17 protein-coding genes and 1 other RNA gene are annotated in these 17,157 nt (G+C 68.5%); 12 read left to right on the top strand and 6 right to left on the bottom strand.

Translation table 11 applies throughout. The features are described 5' to 3' along the window. The first annotated feature begins 12 nt into the window (after window positions 1-12). Entirely contained in the window at window positions 13-2,931 is a 2,919-nt protein-coding gene (secA, locus tag KXC43_RS14805) for a preprotein translocase subunit SecA (RefSeq protein WP_221376636.1), read from the top strand. A 473-nt stretch (window positions 2,932-3,404) separates the two neighbouring features. Here secA and KXC43_RS14800 read toward each other — a convergent pair whose 3' ends face one another. The 3 genes from KXC43_RS14800 to KXC43_RS14790 form a co-directional block, all read right to left on the bottom strand. Beyond that, entirely contained in the window at window positions 3,405-4,010 is a 606-nt protein-coding gene (locus KXC43_RS14800; RefSeq protein WP_221376635.1) for an Rv3235 family protein, read from the bottom strand. A 312-nt stretch (window positions 4,011-4,322) separates the two neighbouring features. Further along, a complete protein-coding gene (locus KXC43_RS14795; protein ID WP_221376634.1) occupies window positions 4,323-4,553 on the bottom strand; it encodes a helix-turn-helix transcriptional regulator in 231 nt (76 codons plus the stop codon). Window positions 4,554-4,609: 56 nt separating this feature from the next. After that, a complete protein-coding gene (locus KXC43_RS14790) occupies window positions 4,610-5,065 on the bottom strand; it encodes an Lrp/AsnC family transcriptional regulator (RefSeq protein WP_221376633.1) in 456 nt (151 codons plus the stop codon). A gap of 94 nt (window positions 5,066-5,159) precedes the next feature. Between KXC43_RS14790 and KXC43_RS14785 the strand changes: the two genes are divergently transcribed. Together KXC43_RS14785 and KXC43_RS14780 are read left to right on the top strand one after the other, a co-directional pair. Further along, window positions 5,160-5,621: a rhodanese-like domain-containing protein gene (locus KXC43_RS14785; RefSeq protein ID WP_221376632.1), complete on the top strand. Its 462-nt coding sequence runs from the start codon at window positions 5,160-5,162 to the stop codon at window positions 5,619-5,621. Between the two features lie 145 nt (window positions 5,622-5,766). Further along, entirely contained in the window at window positions 5,767-6,228 is a 462-nt protein-coding gene (locus KXC43_RS14780) for a DUF6912 family protein (RefSeq protein WP_221376655.1), read from the top strand. Here KXC43_RS14780 and KXC43_RS14775 read toward each other — a convergent pair. Beyond that, a complete protein-coding gene (locus KXC43_RS14775; RefSeq protein ID WP_221376631.1) occupies window positions 6,225-7,181 on the bottom strand; it encodes a hypothetical protein in 957 nt (318 codons plus the stop codon). The two genes, KXC43_RS14780 and KXC43_RS14775, sit on opposite strands and share 4 nt — an antisense overlap. A gap of 333 nt (window positions 7,182-7,514) precedes the next feature. Here KXC43_RS14775 and KXC43_RS14770 point away from each other — a divergent pair, with 333 nt between their 5' ends. The 8 genes from KXC43_RS14770 (at window position 7,515) to ssrA (ending at window position 13,958) form a co-directional block, all read left to right on the top strand. After that, the gene (locus KXC43_RS14770; protein ID WP_221376630.1) at window positions 7,515-8,030 is read left to right on the top strand and encodes a PadR family transcriptional regulator; all 516 of its coding nucleotides are present in this window, start codon (window positions 7,515-7,517) and stop codon (window positions 8,028-8,030) included. Between the two features lie 55 nt (window positions 8,031-8,085). Next, on the top strand, window positions 8,086-9,198 hold the full coding sequence (gene prfB / locus KXC43_RS14765; protein ID WP_221376629.1) for a peptide chain release factor 2: 1,113 nt from the start codon (window positions 8,086-8,088) through the stop codon (window positions 9,196-9,198). A 154-nt stretch (window positions 9,199-9,352) separates the two neighbouring features. Further along, on the top strand, window positions 9,353-10,033 hold the full coding sequence (gene ftsE, locus KXC43_RS14760; protein ID WP_203378949.1) for a cell division ATP-binding protein FtsE: 681 nt from the start codon (window positions 9,353-9,355) through the stop codon (window positions 10,031-10,033). 57 nt (window positions 10,034-10,090) lie between these two features. Continuing rightward, window positions 10,091-10,966 carry a permease-like cell division protein FtsX gene (gene ftsX / locus KXC43_RS14755; protein WP_221376628.1) on the top strand — a complete coding sequence of 292 codons (876 nt, stop codon included), beginning with the start codon at window positions 10,091-10,093 and terminating at the stop codon, window positions 10,964-10,966. 106 nt (window positions 10,967-11,072) lie between these two features. Next, on the top strand, window positions 11,073-12,314 hold the full coding sequence (locus KXC43_RS14750) for a peptidoglycan DD-metalloendopeptidase family protein (RefSeq protein ID WP_308129084.1): 1,242 nt from the start codon (window positions 11,073-11,075) through the stop codon (window positions 12,312-12,314). Between the two features lie 53 nt (window positions 12,315-12,367). Next, complete coding sequence (smpB, locus tag KXC43_RS14745; RefSeq protein WP_221376627.1) at window positions 12,368-12,844, top strand: SsrA-binding protein SmpB; 477 nt, start codon at window positions 12,368-12,370, stop codon at window positions 12,842-12,844. A 65-nt stretch (window positions 12,845-12,909) separates the two neighbouring features. Continuing rightward, on the top strand, window positions 12,910-13,548 hold the full coding sequence (locus KXC43_RS52710) for a cellulose binding domain-containing protein (RefSeq protein ID WP_221376626.1): 639 nt from the start codon (window positions 12,910-12,912) through the stop codon (window positions 13,546-13,548). A 33-nt stretch (window positions 13,549-13,581) separates the two neighbouring features. After that, window positions 13,582-13,958: a transfer-messenger RNA gene (ssrA, locus tag KXC43_RS14735) on the top strand. Between the two features lie 267 nt (window positions 13,959-14,225). Here the strand turns inward: ssrA and KXC43_RS14730 are convergent. Beyond that, entirely contained in the window at window positions 14,226-15,170 is a 945-nt protein-coding gene (locus KXC43_RS14730) for a C45 family autoproteolytic acyltransferase/hydrolase (RefSeq protein WP_221376625.1), read from the bottom strand. 69 nt (window positions 15,171-15,239) lie between these two features. Further along, window positions 15,240-15,722, bottom strand: a complete 483-nt coding sequence (locus tag KXC43_RS14725) for a hypothetical protein (RefSeq protein WP_221376624.1) — start codon at window positions 15,720-15,722, stop codon at window positions 15,240-15,242. A gap of 405 nt (window positions 15,723-16,127) precedes the next feature. Between KXC43_RS14725 and KXC43_RS14720 the strand changes: the two genes are divergently transcribed. Then, window positions 16,128-17,150 carry a hypothetical protein gene (locus KXC43_RS14720; protein ID WP_221376623.1) on the top strand — a complete coding sequence of 341 codons (1,023 nt, stop codon included), beginning with the start codon at window positions 16,128-16,130 and terminating at the stop codon, window positions 17,148-17,150. The last annotated feature ends 7 nt before the right edge of the window (window positions 17,151-17,157 follow it).

The following is a 17,157-nucleotide window of genomic DNA, read 5'->3' as shown; positions in this document are numbered from 1 at the left end:
GAGCGCTGACCCGTGTCGATTTTGGAAAAGGTCCTACGTGCCGGCGAAGGCCGCATGGTGCGCCGGCTCAAGGCGATCGCAGACGCGGTCAACTCGATCGAGGACGACTACGTCGACCTCACCGATGACGAGTTGCGCGAGTGCACCCAGCAGTTCCAGGAGAGGGTCGCCGACGGCGAGTCGCTGGACTCGCTGTTGCCGGAGGCGTTCGCCGTCGCTCGCGAGGGTGCCAAGCGCGTTCTCGGCCAGCGGGCGTACGACGTCCAGCTGATGGGTGGCGCCGCCTTGCACTTCGGCAACATCCCCGAGATGAAGACCGGTGAGGGCAAGACCCTGACCGGCGTGTTCCCGGCCTACCTCAACGCGTTGAGCGGCAAGGGCGTGCACATCATCACGGTCAACGACTACCTCGCCCAGCGCGACGCCGAGTGGGTCGGCCGGGTGCACGTGTTCCTCGGCCTCACCGTCGGCGTGATCCTGCCCAACCGGCCCGCCGCCGAGCACCGCGCCGCGTACATGTGCGACATCACGTACGGCACCAACAACGAGTTCGGCTTCGACTACCTGCGCGACAACATGGCGTGGTCGAAGGACGAGCTGGTGCAGCGCGGCCACAACTTCGCGATCGTCGACGAGGTCGACTCGATCCTGATCGACGAGGCCCGCACCCCGCTGATCATCTCCGGCCCGGCCGAGCACTCGGCCCGCTGGTACGGCGAGTTCGCCGCGCTGGTCGGCCGCCTCCAGCGCGGCAAGGAGGGCGAGGCCGACTACGACGTCGACGAGGCCAAGCGCACCATCGCGATCACCGAGCGCGGCGTGGCCAAGGTCGAGGACCGGCTCGGCATCGACAACCTCTACGAGTCGGTGAACACCCCGCTGGTCGGCTACCTGAACAACGCCATCAAGGCCAAGGAGCTCTACAAGCGCGACAAGGACTACATCGTCGACGACAACGGCGAGGTCCTCATCGTCGACGAGTTCACGGGTCGCATCCTGCACGGCCGTCGCTACAACGAGGGCATGCACCAGGCCATCGAGGCCAAAGAGGGCGTCGAGGTCAAGCAGGAGAACCAGACCCTGGCCACCATCACGCTCCAGAACTACTTCCGGCTCTACGACAAGCTCGGGGGCATGACCGGTACGGCGCAGACCGAAGCCGGCGAGTTTAACAGCGTCTACAAGGTCGGCGTCGTGTCCATCCCGACCCACCGGCCGATGATCCGCATCGACCACCCCGACGTCATCTACAAGACCGAGAAGGCCAAGTTCGAGGCCGTCATCGAGGACATCGCCGAGCGGCACGCCACCGGCCAGCCCGTCCTCGTCGGCACGGTCTCGGTCGAGAACTCCGAGATCCTCTCGACGTTGCTGCGCCGCCGCGGCATCCCGCACAGCGTGCTGAACGCGAAGTTCCACGCCCAGGAAGCGACGATCATCGCGCAGGCCGGCCGCAAGGGCGGCGTCACGGTGGCCACCAACATGGCCGGCCGCGGCACCGACATCCTGCTCGGCGGCAACCCCGAGTTCCTCGCGGCCAACGAGCTGCACCAGCGTGGCCTCGACCCGGTCGAGAACCCCGACGAGTACGCGAAGGCGCTCGAAGAGGTCCTGCCGGTGTGGAAGGAAGCCTGCGAGGAGGAGGCGTCCGACGTCACGGCGGCCGGTGGTCTCTACGTGCTCGGCACCGAGCGGCACGACTCGAGGCGGATCGACAACCAGCTCCGCGGTCGTTCCGGCCGGCAGGGCGACCCGGGCGAGTCCCGGTTCTACCTGTCGCTGCAGGACGACCTGATGAAGCGGTTCCGCGCGGGCGCCGTCGAGGCCGTCATGGAGCGGTTCAACATCCCCGACGACGTGCCCATCGAGTCCAAGATGGTGACCCGGCAGATCCGGTCGGCCCAGACCCAGATCGAGGGCCAGAACGCCGAGATCCGCAAGAACGTCCTCAAGTACGACGAGGTGCTCAACAAGCAGCGCCAGGTCATCTACGCCGAGCGCAAGCGCGTGCTCGACGGCGAGGACATGCACGACCAGGTCGAGCACATGATCGACGACGTGGTCCACGACTTCGTGGTCGCCGCGACCACCGACGGCTACGCCGAGGACTGGGACCTCGACCAGCTCTGGGCGAACCTGAAGCGGCTCTACCCCGTCTCGATCACCATCGACGACCTGATCGAGGAGTCGGGCGGCGACCGTCAGGCGGTCGACCAGGAGTTCCTCTCGGCGCAGCTGAGGGAGGACGCGCTGGCGGCCTACCGGACGCGCGAGGAAGAGCTCGGGCCGGAGGCTCTGCGCGAGCTCGAGCGTCAGGTGCTGCTCAGCGTCATCGACCGCAAGTGGCGCGAGCACCTCTACGAGATGGACTACCTGCAGGAAGGCATCAACCTGCGGGCGTACGCCCAGCGCGACCCGGTGGTCGAATACCAGCGCGAGGGCTTCGACATGTTCAACCAGATGATGGAGGGCATCAAGGAGGAGGCGGTCGGGTTCCTGTTCAACCTGGAGGTCCAGGTCGAGGAGCAGCCCACGGTGACCGTCGACCCCAGCAAGGCGGTGCCCCTGCCGGCCGCCGGCGTGCTGACCGAGGCCGGCGAGAACACGACCGACTCCGACCGTATCGAGGTGCGGGCCAAGGGCCTGGGCGGCAGCCGTCGCCCACAGAACCTGCAATACACCGCGCCCGCCATCGACGGTGAGGCCGGCGAGGGCTCCCCGGTGATCCAGCCGGCGCAGCAGCAACAGCAGGCGCCCGCGCTGGGCATCGGCCCCGGCGGCTCCCCGCTTCCGGCCGGCCCGGCCCACACCACCGGCCGCCGCCAGTCCCAGCCGGCCGCCGAGTCGAACGGCCCGTCCCGCAACGCCCCGTGCTACTGCGGCTCCGGCAAGAAGTACAAGCGCTGCCACGGAGCTCCCGGAGCAGTCTGACCAACCCTTCAACGGCGGCCCGCCGGCGGACAAACTCCGCCGGCGGGCCGCCGGCGTTTCCAACCGCCGCAGTCGCCGCCGCAGTCGCCGTCTTTCCGGCAGTCGTCGTCGCCGCAGTCGCCGTCGTTCCAGCAGTCGTCGTCGCCGCCGCAGTCGCCGTCGTTCCAGCAGTCGTCGTCGCCGCCGCAGTCGCCGTCGCCGCCGCAGTCGCCCGCCGCCTCAGTCGTCGCAGCCGCCGCAGTCGCCGTCGTTCCAACAGCAGCCGTCGCCGTCGCAGCCGTCGCCGTCGCAGCCGTCGCCGTCGCAGCCGTCGCCGTCGCAGCCGCCGCTGCAGTCGCCGTCGTTCCAGCAGCCGCCGTCGCGGCCGGCCGCCGCGGCGCCCGGCGTTGATCGGGTGCTGGCGGTCGCCCGCTGAGGGTCAGGCCCGGGACGCCCGCTGTGGGCGTGGTCGGCAGGCGCCCCGGGGGTCCAGGTCAGATCAGCCGGAGGATGGTGGCCCGCCAGTCGTCCTCGTGCAGTTCCAGCCGCAGAGCCAGGGCCCAGGTGCGGTCGGCGGTCAACAGGGCCACAGCGGCCTCCACAGCGCCCGGGCCGGGCTCACACAGACGGATGCGGAGCACCGCCACCGGCGACGGGCGGTCGCCGGCCCGTCGGCTCGCGGCGCGTCGCGCCGGCCGCTTGACCGATTCGCGGATCTCTCGCACCCGGTGGGCCGCTGCCACGCCCTGAGCGACGACCGCCGACGCCTCCATGGGGTGGGACAGCCGCCGCAGATGGGCGGCCGGGCGGTGGCCGTCGATGACCTCGACACACGTACGGACGAAGCGCTTGACCGCGAGCTTCGCCTCGGCCGAGACGCCGGCGGCGGGGGAGTGCTGCGGCAACCCGGGCTCACCCTCGGGCGGGCCGGGCGGCGGGCGCCGCGAGGGCCAGTTGAGCGACAACTGATGCGCCGTGGCCCAGAACGACGGCTCGAGCTCGTCGTCGAAGGGCGGCTCGCAGCGTGGGGTGGGACGCAGGCTGATCGTGGGCGGGGACTCAGGCGCCCTGGGCCGGGTCGCCTCCAGCGTCCGTCGCATCGCGGCACCACCTCATCCGTTGATCTTGCGTTTGCCTTCGTTTGCCTGTGACAGCCAGTGTTGCCGGGCCCGATTCGAGCGTCAACGAGCGGCGAGATCGAACCGGACCAGGCGAGAAGACGGACAAACCTGGCAGCGATCCGCAGCGGGAAGGCCGCATCGAGTGGTTGGCGGTGCGCCATGTCGGCGTCGGCGTCGGCGCTGGCCGGAGCCGGCGCGCCCAAGAATCGGGCGTCGGGCGTCGGGCGTCGGGCGTCGGGCGTCGGGCGGCAGGCCTGGGGGCTTTGTCAGGCGTACGCGCGAACGCGGTGGCTACTCGGGATCGGGCGTGATGAGCGGGTTCTGCGCCACCCAGGCCGCGGTCTCGGCGTACTTCTCCTCGATGTACTGCTCGAGGCGGACGCGCTCGACCCGCCACTGACCGCGGCCGCCGATCTTGATCGCCGGCAGCTCACCGCTGCGCACCATGTGATAGACCTGCGACTCCGAGACGTTGAGCTCGGTGGCCACGTCGGGCAGCGGCAGGAAGCGCGGCTCGGCCATGACACCTCCGGTGGACTCGGTATGCTTCAGTTTGCCACCGATCGGCCGCGGTGGCGTCACCCGGGAGCGGAAATGGCGCGTCCGGTCAGCGGGCTCGAATAGACGACGCTGGTGGTGACCGCGCCCAGCCCGGCGATGCGCCCGGTGACCTCTTCGAGGTGCCGCATCGAGCGGGTGAGCACCTTCAGCACGAAGCAGTCCTCGCCGGTCACGTGGTGCGCCTCGACAATCTCGGGCGTGCTGTCGAGCAGCGCGTGGAACGGCCGGTAGTTGCCCGTCGGGTAGCGCAGCCGGACGAACGCCATCACCTGCAGGCCCAGTCGTTCCGGGTCGAGGCTGGCCCGGTAGCCGGCGATCACGCCCGCCTCTTCGAGCCGGCGGATGCGCTCGGCGACGGCGCTGGGGGACATCGCGACGGCGCGGGCCAGTTCGGCGTACGGCGACCGGCCGTCCTTCTGCAGCTCGGTCAGCAGCTGCCAGTCCGTACGGTCCAGCGCGATATCCGTGGTCATGGCGGCCAAGTAAACGCGTTTCCCCGGCCGGGCGCCAGATGTGCCGGGGAACGGCCATGTAACGGCGGCGTTCTCGCACCTAGCGTGGTGTGTCATGACGATCACCCCTGTGGGACCGGCCACCCGGAACGACGCCCGCGCCGCTGCCGCCTTCTTCGCGGCCCGGCTCGCCTTCCAGACCGACGTGGCCGACGTCCGGGCGGCGCTGTCGACAACCCAGCCCGGCTTCATCCTGATCGACTCTCGCTCGGAAGCGGCCTGGGAGCAGGGTCACATCCCCGGCGCGGTCCACCTGCCCACCGCCCAGATCCCAGCGCGCGCCCTCGCCCTGCTGAACCCGGACGTCCCGGTGGTGACCTACTGCTGGGGCCCCGGCTGCGACGGCGCCACCCGAGCCGCCCTGGCCCTGGCCGAGGTCGGCTTCTCGGTCAAGGAGATGATCGGCGGCGTCGAGTACTGGATCCGCGAGGGTTTCCCGCTGCGCACCCCGGCCGGCGACGTCACCGCTGCGGCCGACCCCCGCACGGCGCCCGTGGCCGATGCCTGCGGCTGCTGACCCGGCGGGCCACGATCCGGGCACGACTGGTGGAATGGTCCTTCCCCGCGCCGCGGCGACGGTGTACTACGGGGACGGTTCTACCGCTGGAGGAGACGTGCCGATCACCGAGCTGGTCCGGGTCTATGTGCCGGCCACCGTGCCGATGCTCACGGCCCTGCGGGCCGACGGCCGGCTGGGCTCCGGCCCGCTGGAGGCGCACGCCGTGACGCCGGCGCTCCGCGAGTGGTACGCCGAGGGCGACGAGGAAGAGCTCGAGTACGTCGCCTTCACCCGGGCCGCCCAGGGCGCGTTGCACCTGTTGCGCCTCGATCCGCGCGCCCCGCGCCGCCGCGTTGTCATCTCGGCCGACGTGCCGTCGACGGCGCTGGTGCGGGAGGATGTCGAGCTCGGTTCGAGTACCGTGCGGCTGCCGCAGCCGGTGTCGCTCAGCGAGGTCGCCGCGATCCACGTGGACAGTGCGGACGCCGCCGAGACGGTCGGCGCCGCGGCCGAGGTGGTCGACGAGGCGGCCGCGGGCGACCCGGACGCCCAGTTCACGGTCGACAGCGCCGAGGATCACGAGCTGGAGTGGTATGCCGTGTCGGAGCTGGACGAGCTCGTCTAGGGCTTTTCCCGGGACGCCGCCGCCGGCGTCCCCTCCTCTTCCGCGTCGTCCGGCGCGGGCGCGATGGTGCGGCCTACAGCGATCGTCGCCGTGATCGCGCCGACGAACAGCACGATCAGAGCGCTGTTGAGGCGGGCGCCGCTGAGCATCTGCTGCACCACGAGTTCCAGCTCGCTGACCTTGCCGGCCAGGTCGAGCACGCGGCTGCCCGCGGTGCGGGTCAGGATCTCGGCGATCACCAGCAGCAGCCCGGCGCCGGCGCCGGCCAGGCCGTAGAGCGGCCACGGCACGTCGAGCCCGTCGGAGCGCCGGCGAGCGCGGCGCAGCACGAAGTAGGCGATCAGGCCGGCCGCGAGGCCACTGAGGAACCCCTGGCCGTACGACAGCCATTGGGACGCGTCGGCCCGGGACTGTGCCTGGCTGGAGCTGAACGCGTCGAGCAGCGGGCCCTGGAACAGGTTGAGCACGAGCCCGACGAGGAAGACGGCCACCGAGGCCCAGCCGATCGCGGTGACGACGCGGGGGATGCGGAAGCCGGCCAGCGCGCCGCCGATGGTCGCCGCGGCCGCCACCGTGCCGCCGACCACCGCGTACAGCCAGCCCTCGGTGTTGATCGTGACGATGGTCAGCGCGCCCAGCACGCCGATGATCAGGCCGCTGCCCGTGGCGATTGCGAAGCGGGTGCTCGCACCGGTCTCGCGCCGGCGGCCCAGCAGGGAGAGTGCGGCCAGCGCCACCGTGGACCCGGTGATGAGGCTGGCCGAGATGGCGCCGGGCAACGCGTACGCCGTGGACGTGACCTCCATCTCGACGTCGACCCGGCCGGTGATGGTGGCGCGGGCCGACCACAACATGGCGGCCATCCACACCAGCGTGACGCCGGCCAGCACGAGACCGCTCGACGAGGCGGCCGCGGACGGTTGCGGGGCCGGTGCGACCTCCTGCTCTGTCATGCGGCTCAGGGTACGCGGCGATTCTTCGCGACCGGACGGCCGTCCACAGGGCACTCGCGCGGCGAAACGGAGTCGATTGTCGGAATTAAGGGGAACGCTGCCGTTTCCGACTGTTGATCTGTCCATTTTTCGGGTGGTTCATGCCCGGCATCGCCGTCTGACCGTTTGGCTAGGGCCATTTTAGCTGCTCAGGCTGCATTTTTTCGGCAGAACGCGCCGTCTCGACCCTCGTGGTCGGACAGTCTGTGCGGGACAGTCGCTTGTGGAGACGCAAACTGGACGGATCGGGCGAAATCCTGGACGTCGGCGCGACAAAGTGGCAGCTTAGAAGGCATGCCCGACTCTCAAATCAATCCCACGGCTGCCGCTCTGCTCGGCCTGCTTCACGAGGGGCCGATGACCGGCGGTCAGCTAATGGCGGCTGCCGAACGCCGCCTCGGGCCATACTGGTCGATGACGCGGAGCCAGGTCTACCGCGAATTGCCGGTTCTCGCCGAAATGGGCTACGTCCGTCTCGGCAAACCCGGCCCCAGATCCAGCCAGCCCTACGCCATCACAGCCGCCGGCAAACGAGCCTTCAGCCGGTGGCTTGCCGAGCCCGCGGGCCGGGACGCCTTGCGCAACCCGATCGCGCTGCGGGTCGCCTTCGGCGAGCAGCACAGCGGCAATCAGCTGCAGACCCTCTACACCGGTGCCAGCGAGTACCACTCCGAGGCCATGGCGATGGCCAAGGAGCAGGCGAAGGAAGCAAAGAAGGCGGGCGACCAGTACGGCGCCGCGGCCCTCGAGTTTGCCGTCGCCTATCACAAGGCCGCACTGAGCTGGCTCAAGGTCGCCCCGACGACCTGACGGACGTGCGCCCGCCCCGGCCCTTTCCGGCCGGGGCGGCGTAGTCTTGAGTGTTGTGACTGCTGCCGACTATCCCGAGCAACTCAAGACACTCGACGCCACCCTGCGCAACATCGAGAACGTCCTGGACGTCGACAAGCTGCGCCGGGACAAGGCAGACCTCGAAGAGCAGGCGTCCGCGCCCGATCTGTGGGACGACCAGGCCCGCGCTCAAGAGGTCAACAGCCGCCTTTCCTACATCTCCGGTGACATCGACCGCATCGAGCGCCTCCGCTCACGGCTCGACGACGCCGCCCTCCTGCTCGAGATGGCCGAGGCCGAGGGCGACCAGGGCTCGGTCGACGAGGTCGGCAACGAGCTCGTCGCGCTGCACAAGGCCGTCGAGGAGCTGGAGGTCCGCACCCTGCTCTCCGGCGAGTACGACTCCCGCGAGGCACTGGTGGCGATCCGGGCCGGCGCCGGCGGTGTCGACGCCGCCGACTTCGCCGAGTCGCTGATGCGTATGTACCTGCGCTGGGCCGAGCGCCACGGCTACCCCACCGAGGTCTACGACACCTCGTACGCGGAAGAGGCAGGGCTCAAGTCGGCCACCTTCGCGGTCAAGGTCCCGTACGCCTTCGGCACGCTCAGCGTCGAGTCGGGCACCCACCGCCTGGTGCGCATCAGCCCGTTCGACAACCAGGGCCGCCGGCAGACCAGCTTCGCCAGCGTCGAGGTGATGCCGGTGGTCGAGCAGACCGACCACATCGAGATCCCCGAGAACGAGTTGCGGGTCGACGTCTACCGTTCGTCCGGTCCCGGTGGACAGAGCGTTAACACCACCGACTCCGCTGTGCGCCTCACGCACATTCCGACCGGCATCGTCGTGACGTGTCAGAACGAGAAATCACAGCTTCAGAACAAGGCCTCGGCCATGCGCGTGCTCCAGGCGCGGCTGCTCGAGCGCAAGCGTCAGGAGGAGGAGGCCAAGATGGCGGGCCTCAAGCAGGACACCACTGGATCATGGGGCGACCAGATGCGCTCGTACGTTCTGCACCCCTACCAGATGGTCAAGGATCTGCGCACTGAGCAGGAGACGGGCAACCCGTCGTCGGTCTTCGACGGCGACATCGACGAGTTCATCCAGGCGGGCATCCGCTGGCGCAAGCAGACCGAGAAGGCCGTCTGAGACCCGGTCCGCGACCGGCTCGGCACGGACGGCGACGGCGCCTGAACGTTCGGTCAGGCGCCGTCCGTACGGTCCAAGTTTTCTTTACTGTTGATGCAGATTCGCGGACCCGGCGGACTTGGCGTTTCCGTTACACCGCGTAGACTGCCTTCCCGTGATTCAGCTCGAGAACGTGACGAAGACGTACCCCAAGGCGTCTCGGCCGTCGCTGGACGATGTCAGCGTCGGTATCGAGAAGGGTGAGTTCGTCTTCTTCATCGGCCCCTCCGGTTCCGGCAAGTCGACGATCATCAAGCTTCTGCTGCATGAGGTCTCCCCGACCCAGGGCAAGGTCATGGTGAACGCCAAGGACGTGACCTCGATCCGGTCGTGGAAGATCCCCCACTTCCGTCGTTCCATCGGCTGCGTGTTCCAGGACTTCCGTCTGCTGCCCAACCGCACCGCGTACGAGAACGTGGCCTTCGCTCTGGAGGTCATCGGCAAGACCAAGGCCGTGTCCCGGCGGGTCGTGCCCGAGGTTCTCGAACTGGTCGGTCTCGGTGGCAAGGAACACCGCTATCCCCACGAGCTCTCCGGTGGTGAGCAGCAGCGTGTCGCGGTCGCCCGGGCGTTCGTGAACCGCCCGCTGATCCTGCTCGCCGACGAGCCCACCGGAAACCTCGACCCCGACACCTCCATCGAGATCATGCGACTGCTCGACCGAATCAACCGGACGGGCACGACGGTCGTGATGGTCACGCACGACTCCAACATCGTCAACCAGATGCGCCGCCGGGTCATCGAGATCGAAAGCGGCCGTATCGTTCGCGACCAGGCTCGCGGCGTCTACGGCTGAGCTCCGCCCGTTTCCCCCTGAAGAAGTAATGCGCGGAGTCCCGGAAGGAACCCCCCGATGCGCTTGAAGTACGTCCTCAACGAGGTCCTGGTGGGCCTGTGGCGAAACGTCACCATGACGGTCGCCATGATCATCACCATGGCGGTCTCGCTGACCATGCTGGGCGCGAGTGTGCTGCTCTACATGCAGGTCGACCAGATGAAGAACTTCTACTACGGCGAGATCGAGGTCTCGATCTTCCTGCGCTCGGACGTCACCGACGCCCAGCGCTCGGCGATCGACTCCGCCATCTCGGCCAACCCGCTGGTCGCCCAGAAGACCTACGAGACCCGTGAAGAGGCCCTCGAGCGGTTCCAGCAGCTCTGGAAGGACTCGCCGGAGTTCGTCAAGTCGGTCGGCCCGAACAGCCTGCCCGAGTCGTTCCGGGTCAAGCTGAAGGACCCGGAGACCTACAAGACGTTCACCGACCAGATGACCGGGATGCAGGGCATTCAGGACATCATCGACCAGCGTGCGCTGCTCGACAAGGTGTTCAACATCTTCAACGCCATCCAGGTGGGTGCGCTGGTGGTCGCAGGGGTGATGGCGTTGGCCGCGCTGCTGCTCGTCGGAAACACCATCCAGGTCGCCGCGTACAGCAAGCGCCGCGAGGTCGCGGTGATGAAGCTGGTGGGTGCATCGAACTGGTTCATCCAGGCCCCGTTCGTGCTCGAGGCGGTGGTGGCCGGCATCATCGGCGCGGTCCTCGGCTTCATCTTCCTGTTCGTGAGCAAGATCGTGCTGCTGGACACCAAGCTCCAGGCACTCACGAACATCCTGACGCCGATCGACAACGGCAACGTGTGGCTCATGCTGCCGTTGCTGGCCGGCGTCGGCGCTCTGGTCAGTGCGGCCACGGCGTGGATCACGCTCCGCTTCTACCTCAAGGTCTGACACCCTCGACGCTGACTCACAGAACGGCCGCGCCTCCCTGCCGGGAGACGCGGCCGTTGGGCGTTTTGGGAGGTAAGACGCCGAAGGTAGGGTTACGGTGCTCTTCGTGTGGCCCAAACGTCGACATCGCCGGAAATATGCTCTTCCAGCTTTTTTCGCAGGTCTGCTGCTGATCGCACCCCACCCGGCCCAAGCCGCCCCGGGCGACGACCGGGACCGTGCCGGCAAGGCAGTCCAGCGCGCCGAGGCCGTCCTCGAGCACGCCACCGACCTGGCCCGCTCCGCCGCCCGCAACCTCGAGACTGCGACCGCCGCGATGCCCGCGGCCCAGCGGAAGGTCGCCACCTCGCGCGGAGCGGTCGCGGCCGCCCTCGCCTCGGCCACGTCCGCGAGCCGCAAGGCGAAGGCGGCCCGGGCGGCCTACGAGAAGGTCGCCGGCCGCTTCGTCCAGGCCCGGGAGCGCGTCGACGACGCCCGCGAGCGGGTCGACGAGATCGCCGCGGCCAGCTACATGGGCAGCAACTTCGCGCGGCTCAACGTCCTCGTCGACGCGTCCGGCCCGGCCGACATGATGGCCCGGCTCAGCATCGTCGAACAGATCATGCAGAGCCAGCAGGAGGACGTGGGCACCCTGGTCGTGGCGAGGCGCGAGGCCCGTACGGAACAGGACCGGGCCGGACTCGCCAAGCGCGCCGCCGAAGAGGCCGAGGCCGCCGCGCGCGACCGCCTCACCGCCGCCCGAGCAGCGCAGTCGGCTGCCGAGCGGGCCCGCCTGGCCCTCGAGAAGCTCACGCAGACCCGCTACGCCGCGCTGAAGGTGGCCAACGCCCAGCGCTCCGTCGTCCTGGCCCGTTACGAGGCGGCCAAGGCCGAGGAGGCGCGGATCGCGGCGGCGCTCCGCGGGTACTCGCTCAAATCCGGGGACGCGAAGTACGGCGGCGGCCGGCTGCTCATGCCGGTCACCGGCTGGAAGTCCAGCGACTACGGACAGCGCTATGACCCGTACTACCGTGTGTGGCAGTTGCACGCCGGCATGGACATCGCCGCAGGTGGCGGCTCTCCCATCCGCGCGGCTGCCTTCGGACGGGTGATCCGGGCCGGGTGGGCCGGCGGCTACGGCAACTTCACGTGCCTCAGCCACGGCAAGATCAGCGGCGTCGGCTTCCAGACCTGCTACGGGCACCAGTCCGCGATCCTGGTCAGAGTCGGCGAGTACGTGCGCCGCGGCGAGGTGATCGGCCTGGTCGGCACGACCGGCGCCTCCACCGGCAACCATCTGCACTTCGAAACCCGCTTCGACGGAGCGCCCCGCAACCCGGCGAACTATCTGCCGCGCTGTCTGTGTTGAGTCTTCAGTAGCATTGTGAAGTTCCATCACTCATCCACAGGGGGTTCGGCGGCATGCCACGCGAACAAGGTCGCAAGGTCGTCGCCTCCAACCGCAAGGCCTACCACGACTACGCCATCCTCGACACGTTCGAGGCGGGCATGGTGCTCACCGGCACCGAGGTGAAGTCGTTGCGGGCCGGGCGGGCCTCGATGACCGACGCGTTCGGCCACGAGAACAACGGCGAGATCTTCCTGCACGGTCTGCACATTCCGGAATACACCCAGGGCACCTGGACCAACCACGAGCCGCGGCGGGTCCGCAAGCTGCTGCTCCACCGCGACGAGATCCTGAAGATGCGTAACAAGCTGCGCGACGACGGTGTCACGCTGGTGCCGCTCCAGGTCTACTTCCACAACGGGTACGCCAAGGTCGAGATCGGCCTGGCGCGCGGCAAGAAGAGCTACGACAAGCGTCAGGACCTGGCCAGCCGCGACGCGCAGAAGGAAATCAGTCGCGCCGTGGGCAGGCGTGCCAAAGGCATGGAGTAGCAGGTACCCTTCCCCGCCGGCACTTTTGATCATCGCCGGTGCCGTCGTGGGGGAGGGATCACAGGGTGGCTGCCAAGCACTCCGTGCGCGTGTTCGGAACAGCCCGGTTCATCCTGAGCTTCGCCGTGGCCGTCCTGGTGCTGCTGGTCGTGTGGACGGCCGTACGGGCCGTCGGCCCGGCCGAGGCAGCCAAGCCGCCCACGGTCGTGCTGCCCTCCGTGGCGCGCGTGACGATCGATCCGCCGTCGCCCTCCGTCTCCCCTACGCCGTCCAAGTCACCCACGCCGTCGAAGAAGCCGACGGCGACGCGCGCCACCACGGCCGTACCGGAGAAGACCCGCAAGCCGACCACCAAGCCCCCGGTCAAGACGACGCCACCGCCCCCGCCGACGGAGGTCGAAGCCACCCTGGCCGTGACCGCGAGCTGGGAGTCCGGCTACGTCGCGATGGGCCGGGTGACCAACGAGGGCGACCGCCCCGTCCGCTGGAAGGTCACGGTCAGCCACGCCGACCTGCGCGACCTCAGGCTGCGCGGAGTGTGGAACGCGACCGGGAATCTCACCGGCGACAGCATCGTTATCACCGGAGGCACGCTGGACCCGGGCCGCAGCGCCGACTTCGGCTTCCGAACGTCGAAGGACGGCCGCGGCGACGCCCGCCCGGCGGGCTGTAATGCGGTGGGCGGCACTTGCCGCATCAGGTAAGATGGCACAGTTGTTACGCAGTGGATTGTCCCAGGGGGTGACTGGTTTCGACTTCGAATGTGGAGACAGGGGAAGCGAGCCGAGGAAGCCGACGTCGTCTCGAGAATCGGTCGTCGGAAAACAACAAGCGCCGATACTAAGCGCAACGATTTCGCACTCGCCGCCTGAGGCGAGTAGCTAAATCTGTCGGACCGGGAGTACCTCCGTCCCGGATTTCCGGCATCAGCTAGGAGGTTGGCCAACAGGTCCCGGTCGCGGGGACCTTGCGGCGAGATTAATCAGCGACTGGGCCCGTCACAGGAACTCGCTCACGTGATTCCAGGGGCCGAGTAGAGGCACAGTGAGCTGCGCTCGGAGAAGCCCTGACAAAACAACGAAGGACCCGGGTTCGATTCCCGGCACCTCCACCAGTCGAGGCGGCCTGTGTTCGCGGACAGCGCGAACCAGGTCGCCTCGTCATATCTGCTCAGGGGGCCGAGCCCCCTGAAACCCCACGGTGCGGTCTGTTGCGTCGGGTGAACAAACCCCAGCTCAATGGCGGTGGAGTCGTTCAACAATCGGTGGAATGTCAGCAAGCCCGCGCGTCGCAGGAATGTCTGCCGTCTTCCAGGGCAAATCTGGCTCTGGCCAGAGTGAGCAGGCTGAGGTCGCCCCAGATGTCGCGGGCGGAAAGCCTCTCAGCCGGCCCGGCCCAAAGTCACAGTGCGGGATCCAGGCGCGAAGTCACCGAAGGACTGTGGCCAGGACTCGCTGGGCCAGTAGTACGTCACACGGCCCTCGATGGGCTGGTAGCGGGCTGTGTAGAGCGTCCTCGACCCCTGTTCGTCGACGGATCGATAAAGCGGCGGCTTCAGCATCGCCGCCACATCCGTGCCCGCGGCGCGGATGGCTCGCAGCCGCTCCTGCGTCCGCATGGCCCGTTCCTGCTCGTCGGTCACCGGCAGGTGCTGGTGATTGGCGGCGCAGGCGTCCGGTGCCACCGTCGGCGAGATGTCCGGCCCCACGAACACCGTCATCGCCTTTTTGGGATCGACAAGGGTGAGGTTCTGGGGGACAGCGACGGGTAGGAACCGCAGCCTGTCGACCGCCTCGTCGACGGTGTCGCACGTCTCCAGCAGGTAGCGCACGAGGATGAGAATGGCGAAGCCGCGTCCGTAGACGGAACGTCCGCCCCAGGTGAGCGAGACCGCGAGACCGGCGTCGTTCATCCCGTCCAGCAACCCCCACAGCATGTCCTGCATCCCGATCACGGGGCGCAGGAAGCAGGAGGAGACGATGGTCCCTTCGCACTGGTCGGGCCGTAGGTCGTAGTTGCGCAGCAGAGTGCCGTTCCTGCCGATCTGGGTGCAGCCCTGCGAGAACGGCCGCAGTGCCGCGTGGCTGAGGAAGGCTTCCGCCTCGGGCCGGTCGAGTTGACCGGCCAGGCGGTCCAGAACCGGGACCAGTTCCGGCATGTGCGTACGGAACAGCGCCCGAACACGATCCGCGCCCTCCGGAGTCCGGCCCTCCTCGGTCAGCAGGCCCTCCATCTCCTGCCACAGGCCACGGGCATGGGCGGCCCACCGCCCGTCGCCGCCGTCGCCGACCTCGATCGCCTGGAAGGTTTTGCGCTGTTGCCGCACGACTGCCACTCCCCTACGAGGATCGGATGAGGTGAGAGCAACCTAGCCAATCAGGCGACTCGTGACTGGTCAGGAGCGCTTGACGGCGGCGACGGCCGTGCGCAGAGCGGCGTGGAATGCCTGCCCCGCCGGGTCATCGCCCAAGGCGATCACGTACGACGAGGCGTCCGATCCACTCCAGCGCGCCCGTACATGAATGCTGGAGTCGATGGCGTACGCCGGGTCGGTCTGTTCGATGAGGTCTACGTCGGCCAGCCGGGTCGACAGCACGGTGGTACCGCGTTGCTCGCCTGTGGTCGCCGCGATCAAGGTCGTCGGCGTCAGTACGGCGAAGGTGTGGTGCTCAGCCTCGGACTTCCGGCCGCCGAAGCGGGCGAGGAAGCTTGGCTTGCGCGAGCTCACCGAGTGCGTCGCCACGCACGCGACGGCCGTCTCCGCCACGGGTTCCAACAGCCGCTCGGCGGTGTGGGCTTCGATCGTGGCCAGGACGTCGGGCCGGATGTCGCTCACGGCGATCGTTCGGCTGGTTCGGTCGTACAGACGCTCGCTCATGCCGACACGATGCCAGCCGAATCATGATGGGCAAACCCTCAGCGTTAATCCGCGTCCTGGAAGCTCACCTACGGTCGCATAGCGCTCGGTCACCATGGCAGCGTCAGCGGCTTGAACGACGACGAAGTCGACGTCGTCCACCGCATCTCCTACGGCAACTCGTCGGCCAACTCGGAGCGGTGGTGAACGCTCACTGTCCTACGGTGGCGAAGGTTCGGCAACCACGCTGCCGGCAGGCTGTGAGATTGCAGTTCGGCGAGCGCCTCGCTGGATGAAAGGCGTCCTCACCGGGGTCCAATAGGCCGACAGCAGGACTACTCTGGCGGCCCTCTGTTCGCGGAAAGCGCGATTTCGTATTACTGCCCAGGGGTCGAGCCCTCTGCAGGTGTGCCGGCGGCGGGTGGGGTGGGGCAGAATGCGGCGGTGCGAAGGATCTCCGCGGAACTTGTTCATCGGGTCGAGGGGCTTCGGCCGGGGCATGAGCTGGTGCCGGTCGGTTTGGGGGTGGGGGCCCGGTATCGGCTGGATGGCGGGACTGTCTGTGCGCTGGATGGGCAGTTGCGGGTGGTTCGGCGGCGGGACGTCGAGGCTGTGGAAGATGCCGGGCTGTTGAATGCCACTCCGGATCTGGGGGTGGTGGTGCTCGGCTACCGCGACCGGCTGGTGGTTCAGCTCGAGGGGCGGGCACTCGAAGTTGGCATCGGGTCCGCTGACGCTGCGGTGTTCACGGGGGACGGGCGGCTGGTGGTCACGGCGCCGGTGGACGAGAGTGTCGAGGATCAGGGCACCTCGTACGACTCTGAGGGTGACCATCTCGTTCGGCTCGTTGACCTGAGCAGTGGCGCCATGGTGGACACCGTCGTGCTGGGTGTGGCCGACGCCGGGATCTTCGCGGTGCCGCATCCGCATGACGGGTCGATCGTGCTTGATGCGGGGATGGGGCAGGACGGCAGCGCCAGCTTCGTGGTGCGGGTTTCGGGGGATCGGCTGGTGGTCGAGCCGCTGCGGGAAGATGTGGTTGTCTCGGGGTTCGATCCGTCGGGTTCGCGGTTGCTGTTGACGCCGCACCCCAGTTTCGACGATGTGGCGACGGTGCTGGAATGGCCGAGCCTGCGGACGGTCGCCGAGCTCAGCGGGGCGGAGCTCGACTTCGACGACGGTGGCATCGACATGTACGGGAGCTTCGTCTCCGACGACTACATCGTGTTGCAGGCCGGTGAGGTCGAGGCGAACGGCGTACTGCTGTGCACCGCTGACCTGGAGCCGGTGGGCTGGCTCGAGTTGGACCCGGCCCCGGACGGTGAGTCCGAGTTGAGTTCGATTCTGGGTGTGGGGCCTGGCCTGTTCGTGGCCGAGGTGTGGGTCGACGGCGAGGAGTCGTCCGCGGTGTGGCGCGTGCCCGGCGAGATTTCCTCACTTCGGGTGTAACCGGATC

Source organism: Paractinoplanes polyasparticus, assembly GCF_019710575.1.
Classification (GTDB): domain Bacteria; phylum Actinomycetota; class Actinomycetes; order Mycobacteriales; family Micromonosporaceae; genus Actinoplanes; species Actinoplanes polyasparticus.
This window is presented reverse-complemented; position numbering and strand designations above follow the sequence as displayed.

Excerpts from the sequence above, each read along its gene's own strand:
- KXC43_RS14785 (WP_221376632.1), top strand. The coding sequence starts at position 5,160 with ATGACGATCACCCCTGTGGGACCGGCCACCCGGAACGACGCCCGCGCC.
- KXC43_RS14795 (WP_221376634.1), bottom strand. The coding sequence starts at position 4,553 with ATGGCCGAGCCGCGCTTCCTGCCGCTGCCCGACGTGGCCACCGAGCTC.
- KXC43_RS14725 (WP_221376624.1), bottom strand. The coding sequence starts at position 15,722 with ATGAGCGAGCGTCTGTACGACCGAACCAGCCGAACGATCGCCGTGAGC.
- KXC43_RS14800 (WP_221376635.1), bottom strand. The coding sequence starts at position 4,010 with ATGCGACGGACGCTGGAGGCGACCCGGCCCAGGGCGCCTGAGTCCCCG.
- KXC43_RS14780 (WP_221376655.1), top strand. The coding sequence starts at position 5,767 with ATGCTCACGGCCCTGCGGGCCGACGGCCGGCTGGGCTCCGGCCCGCTG.
- KXC43_RS14775 (WP_221376631.1), bottom strand. The coding sequence starts at position 7,181 with ATGACAGAGCAGGAGGTCGCACCGGCCCCGCAACCGTCCGCGGCCGCC.
- ftsX (WP_221376628.1), top strand. The coding sequence starts at position 10,091 with ATGCGCTTGAAGTACGTCCTCAACGAGGTCCTGGTGGGCCTGTGGCGA.
- smpB (WP_221376627.1), top strand. The coding sequence starts at position 12,368 with ATGCCACGCGAACAAGGTCGCAAGGTCGTCGCCTCCAACCGCAAGGCC.
- KXC43_RS14790 (WP_221376633.1), bottom strand. The coding sequence starts at position 5,065 with ATGACCACGGATATCGCGCTGGACCGTACGGACTGGCAGCTGCTGACC.
- KXC43_RS14770 (WP_221376630.1), top strand. The coding sequence starts at position 7,515 with ATGCCCGACTCTCAAATCAATCCCACGGCTGCCGCTCTGCTCGGCCTG.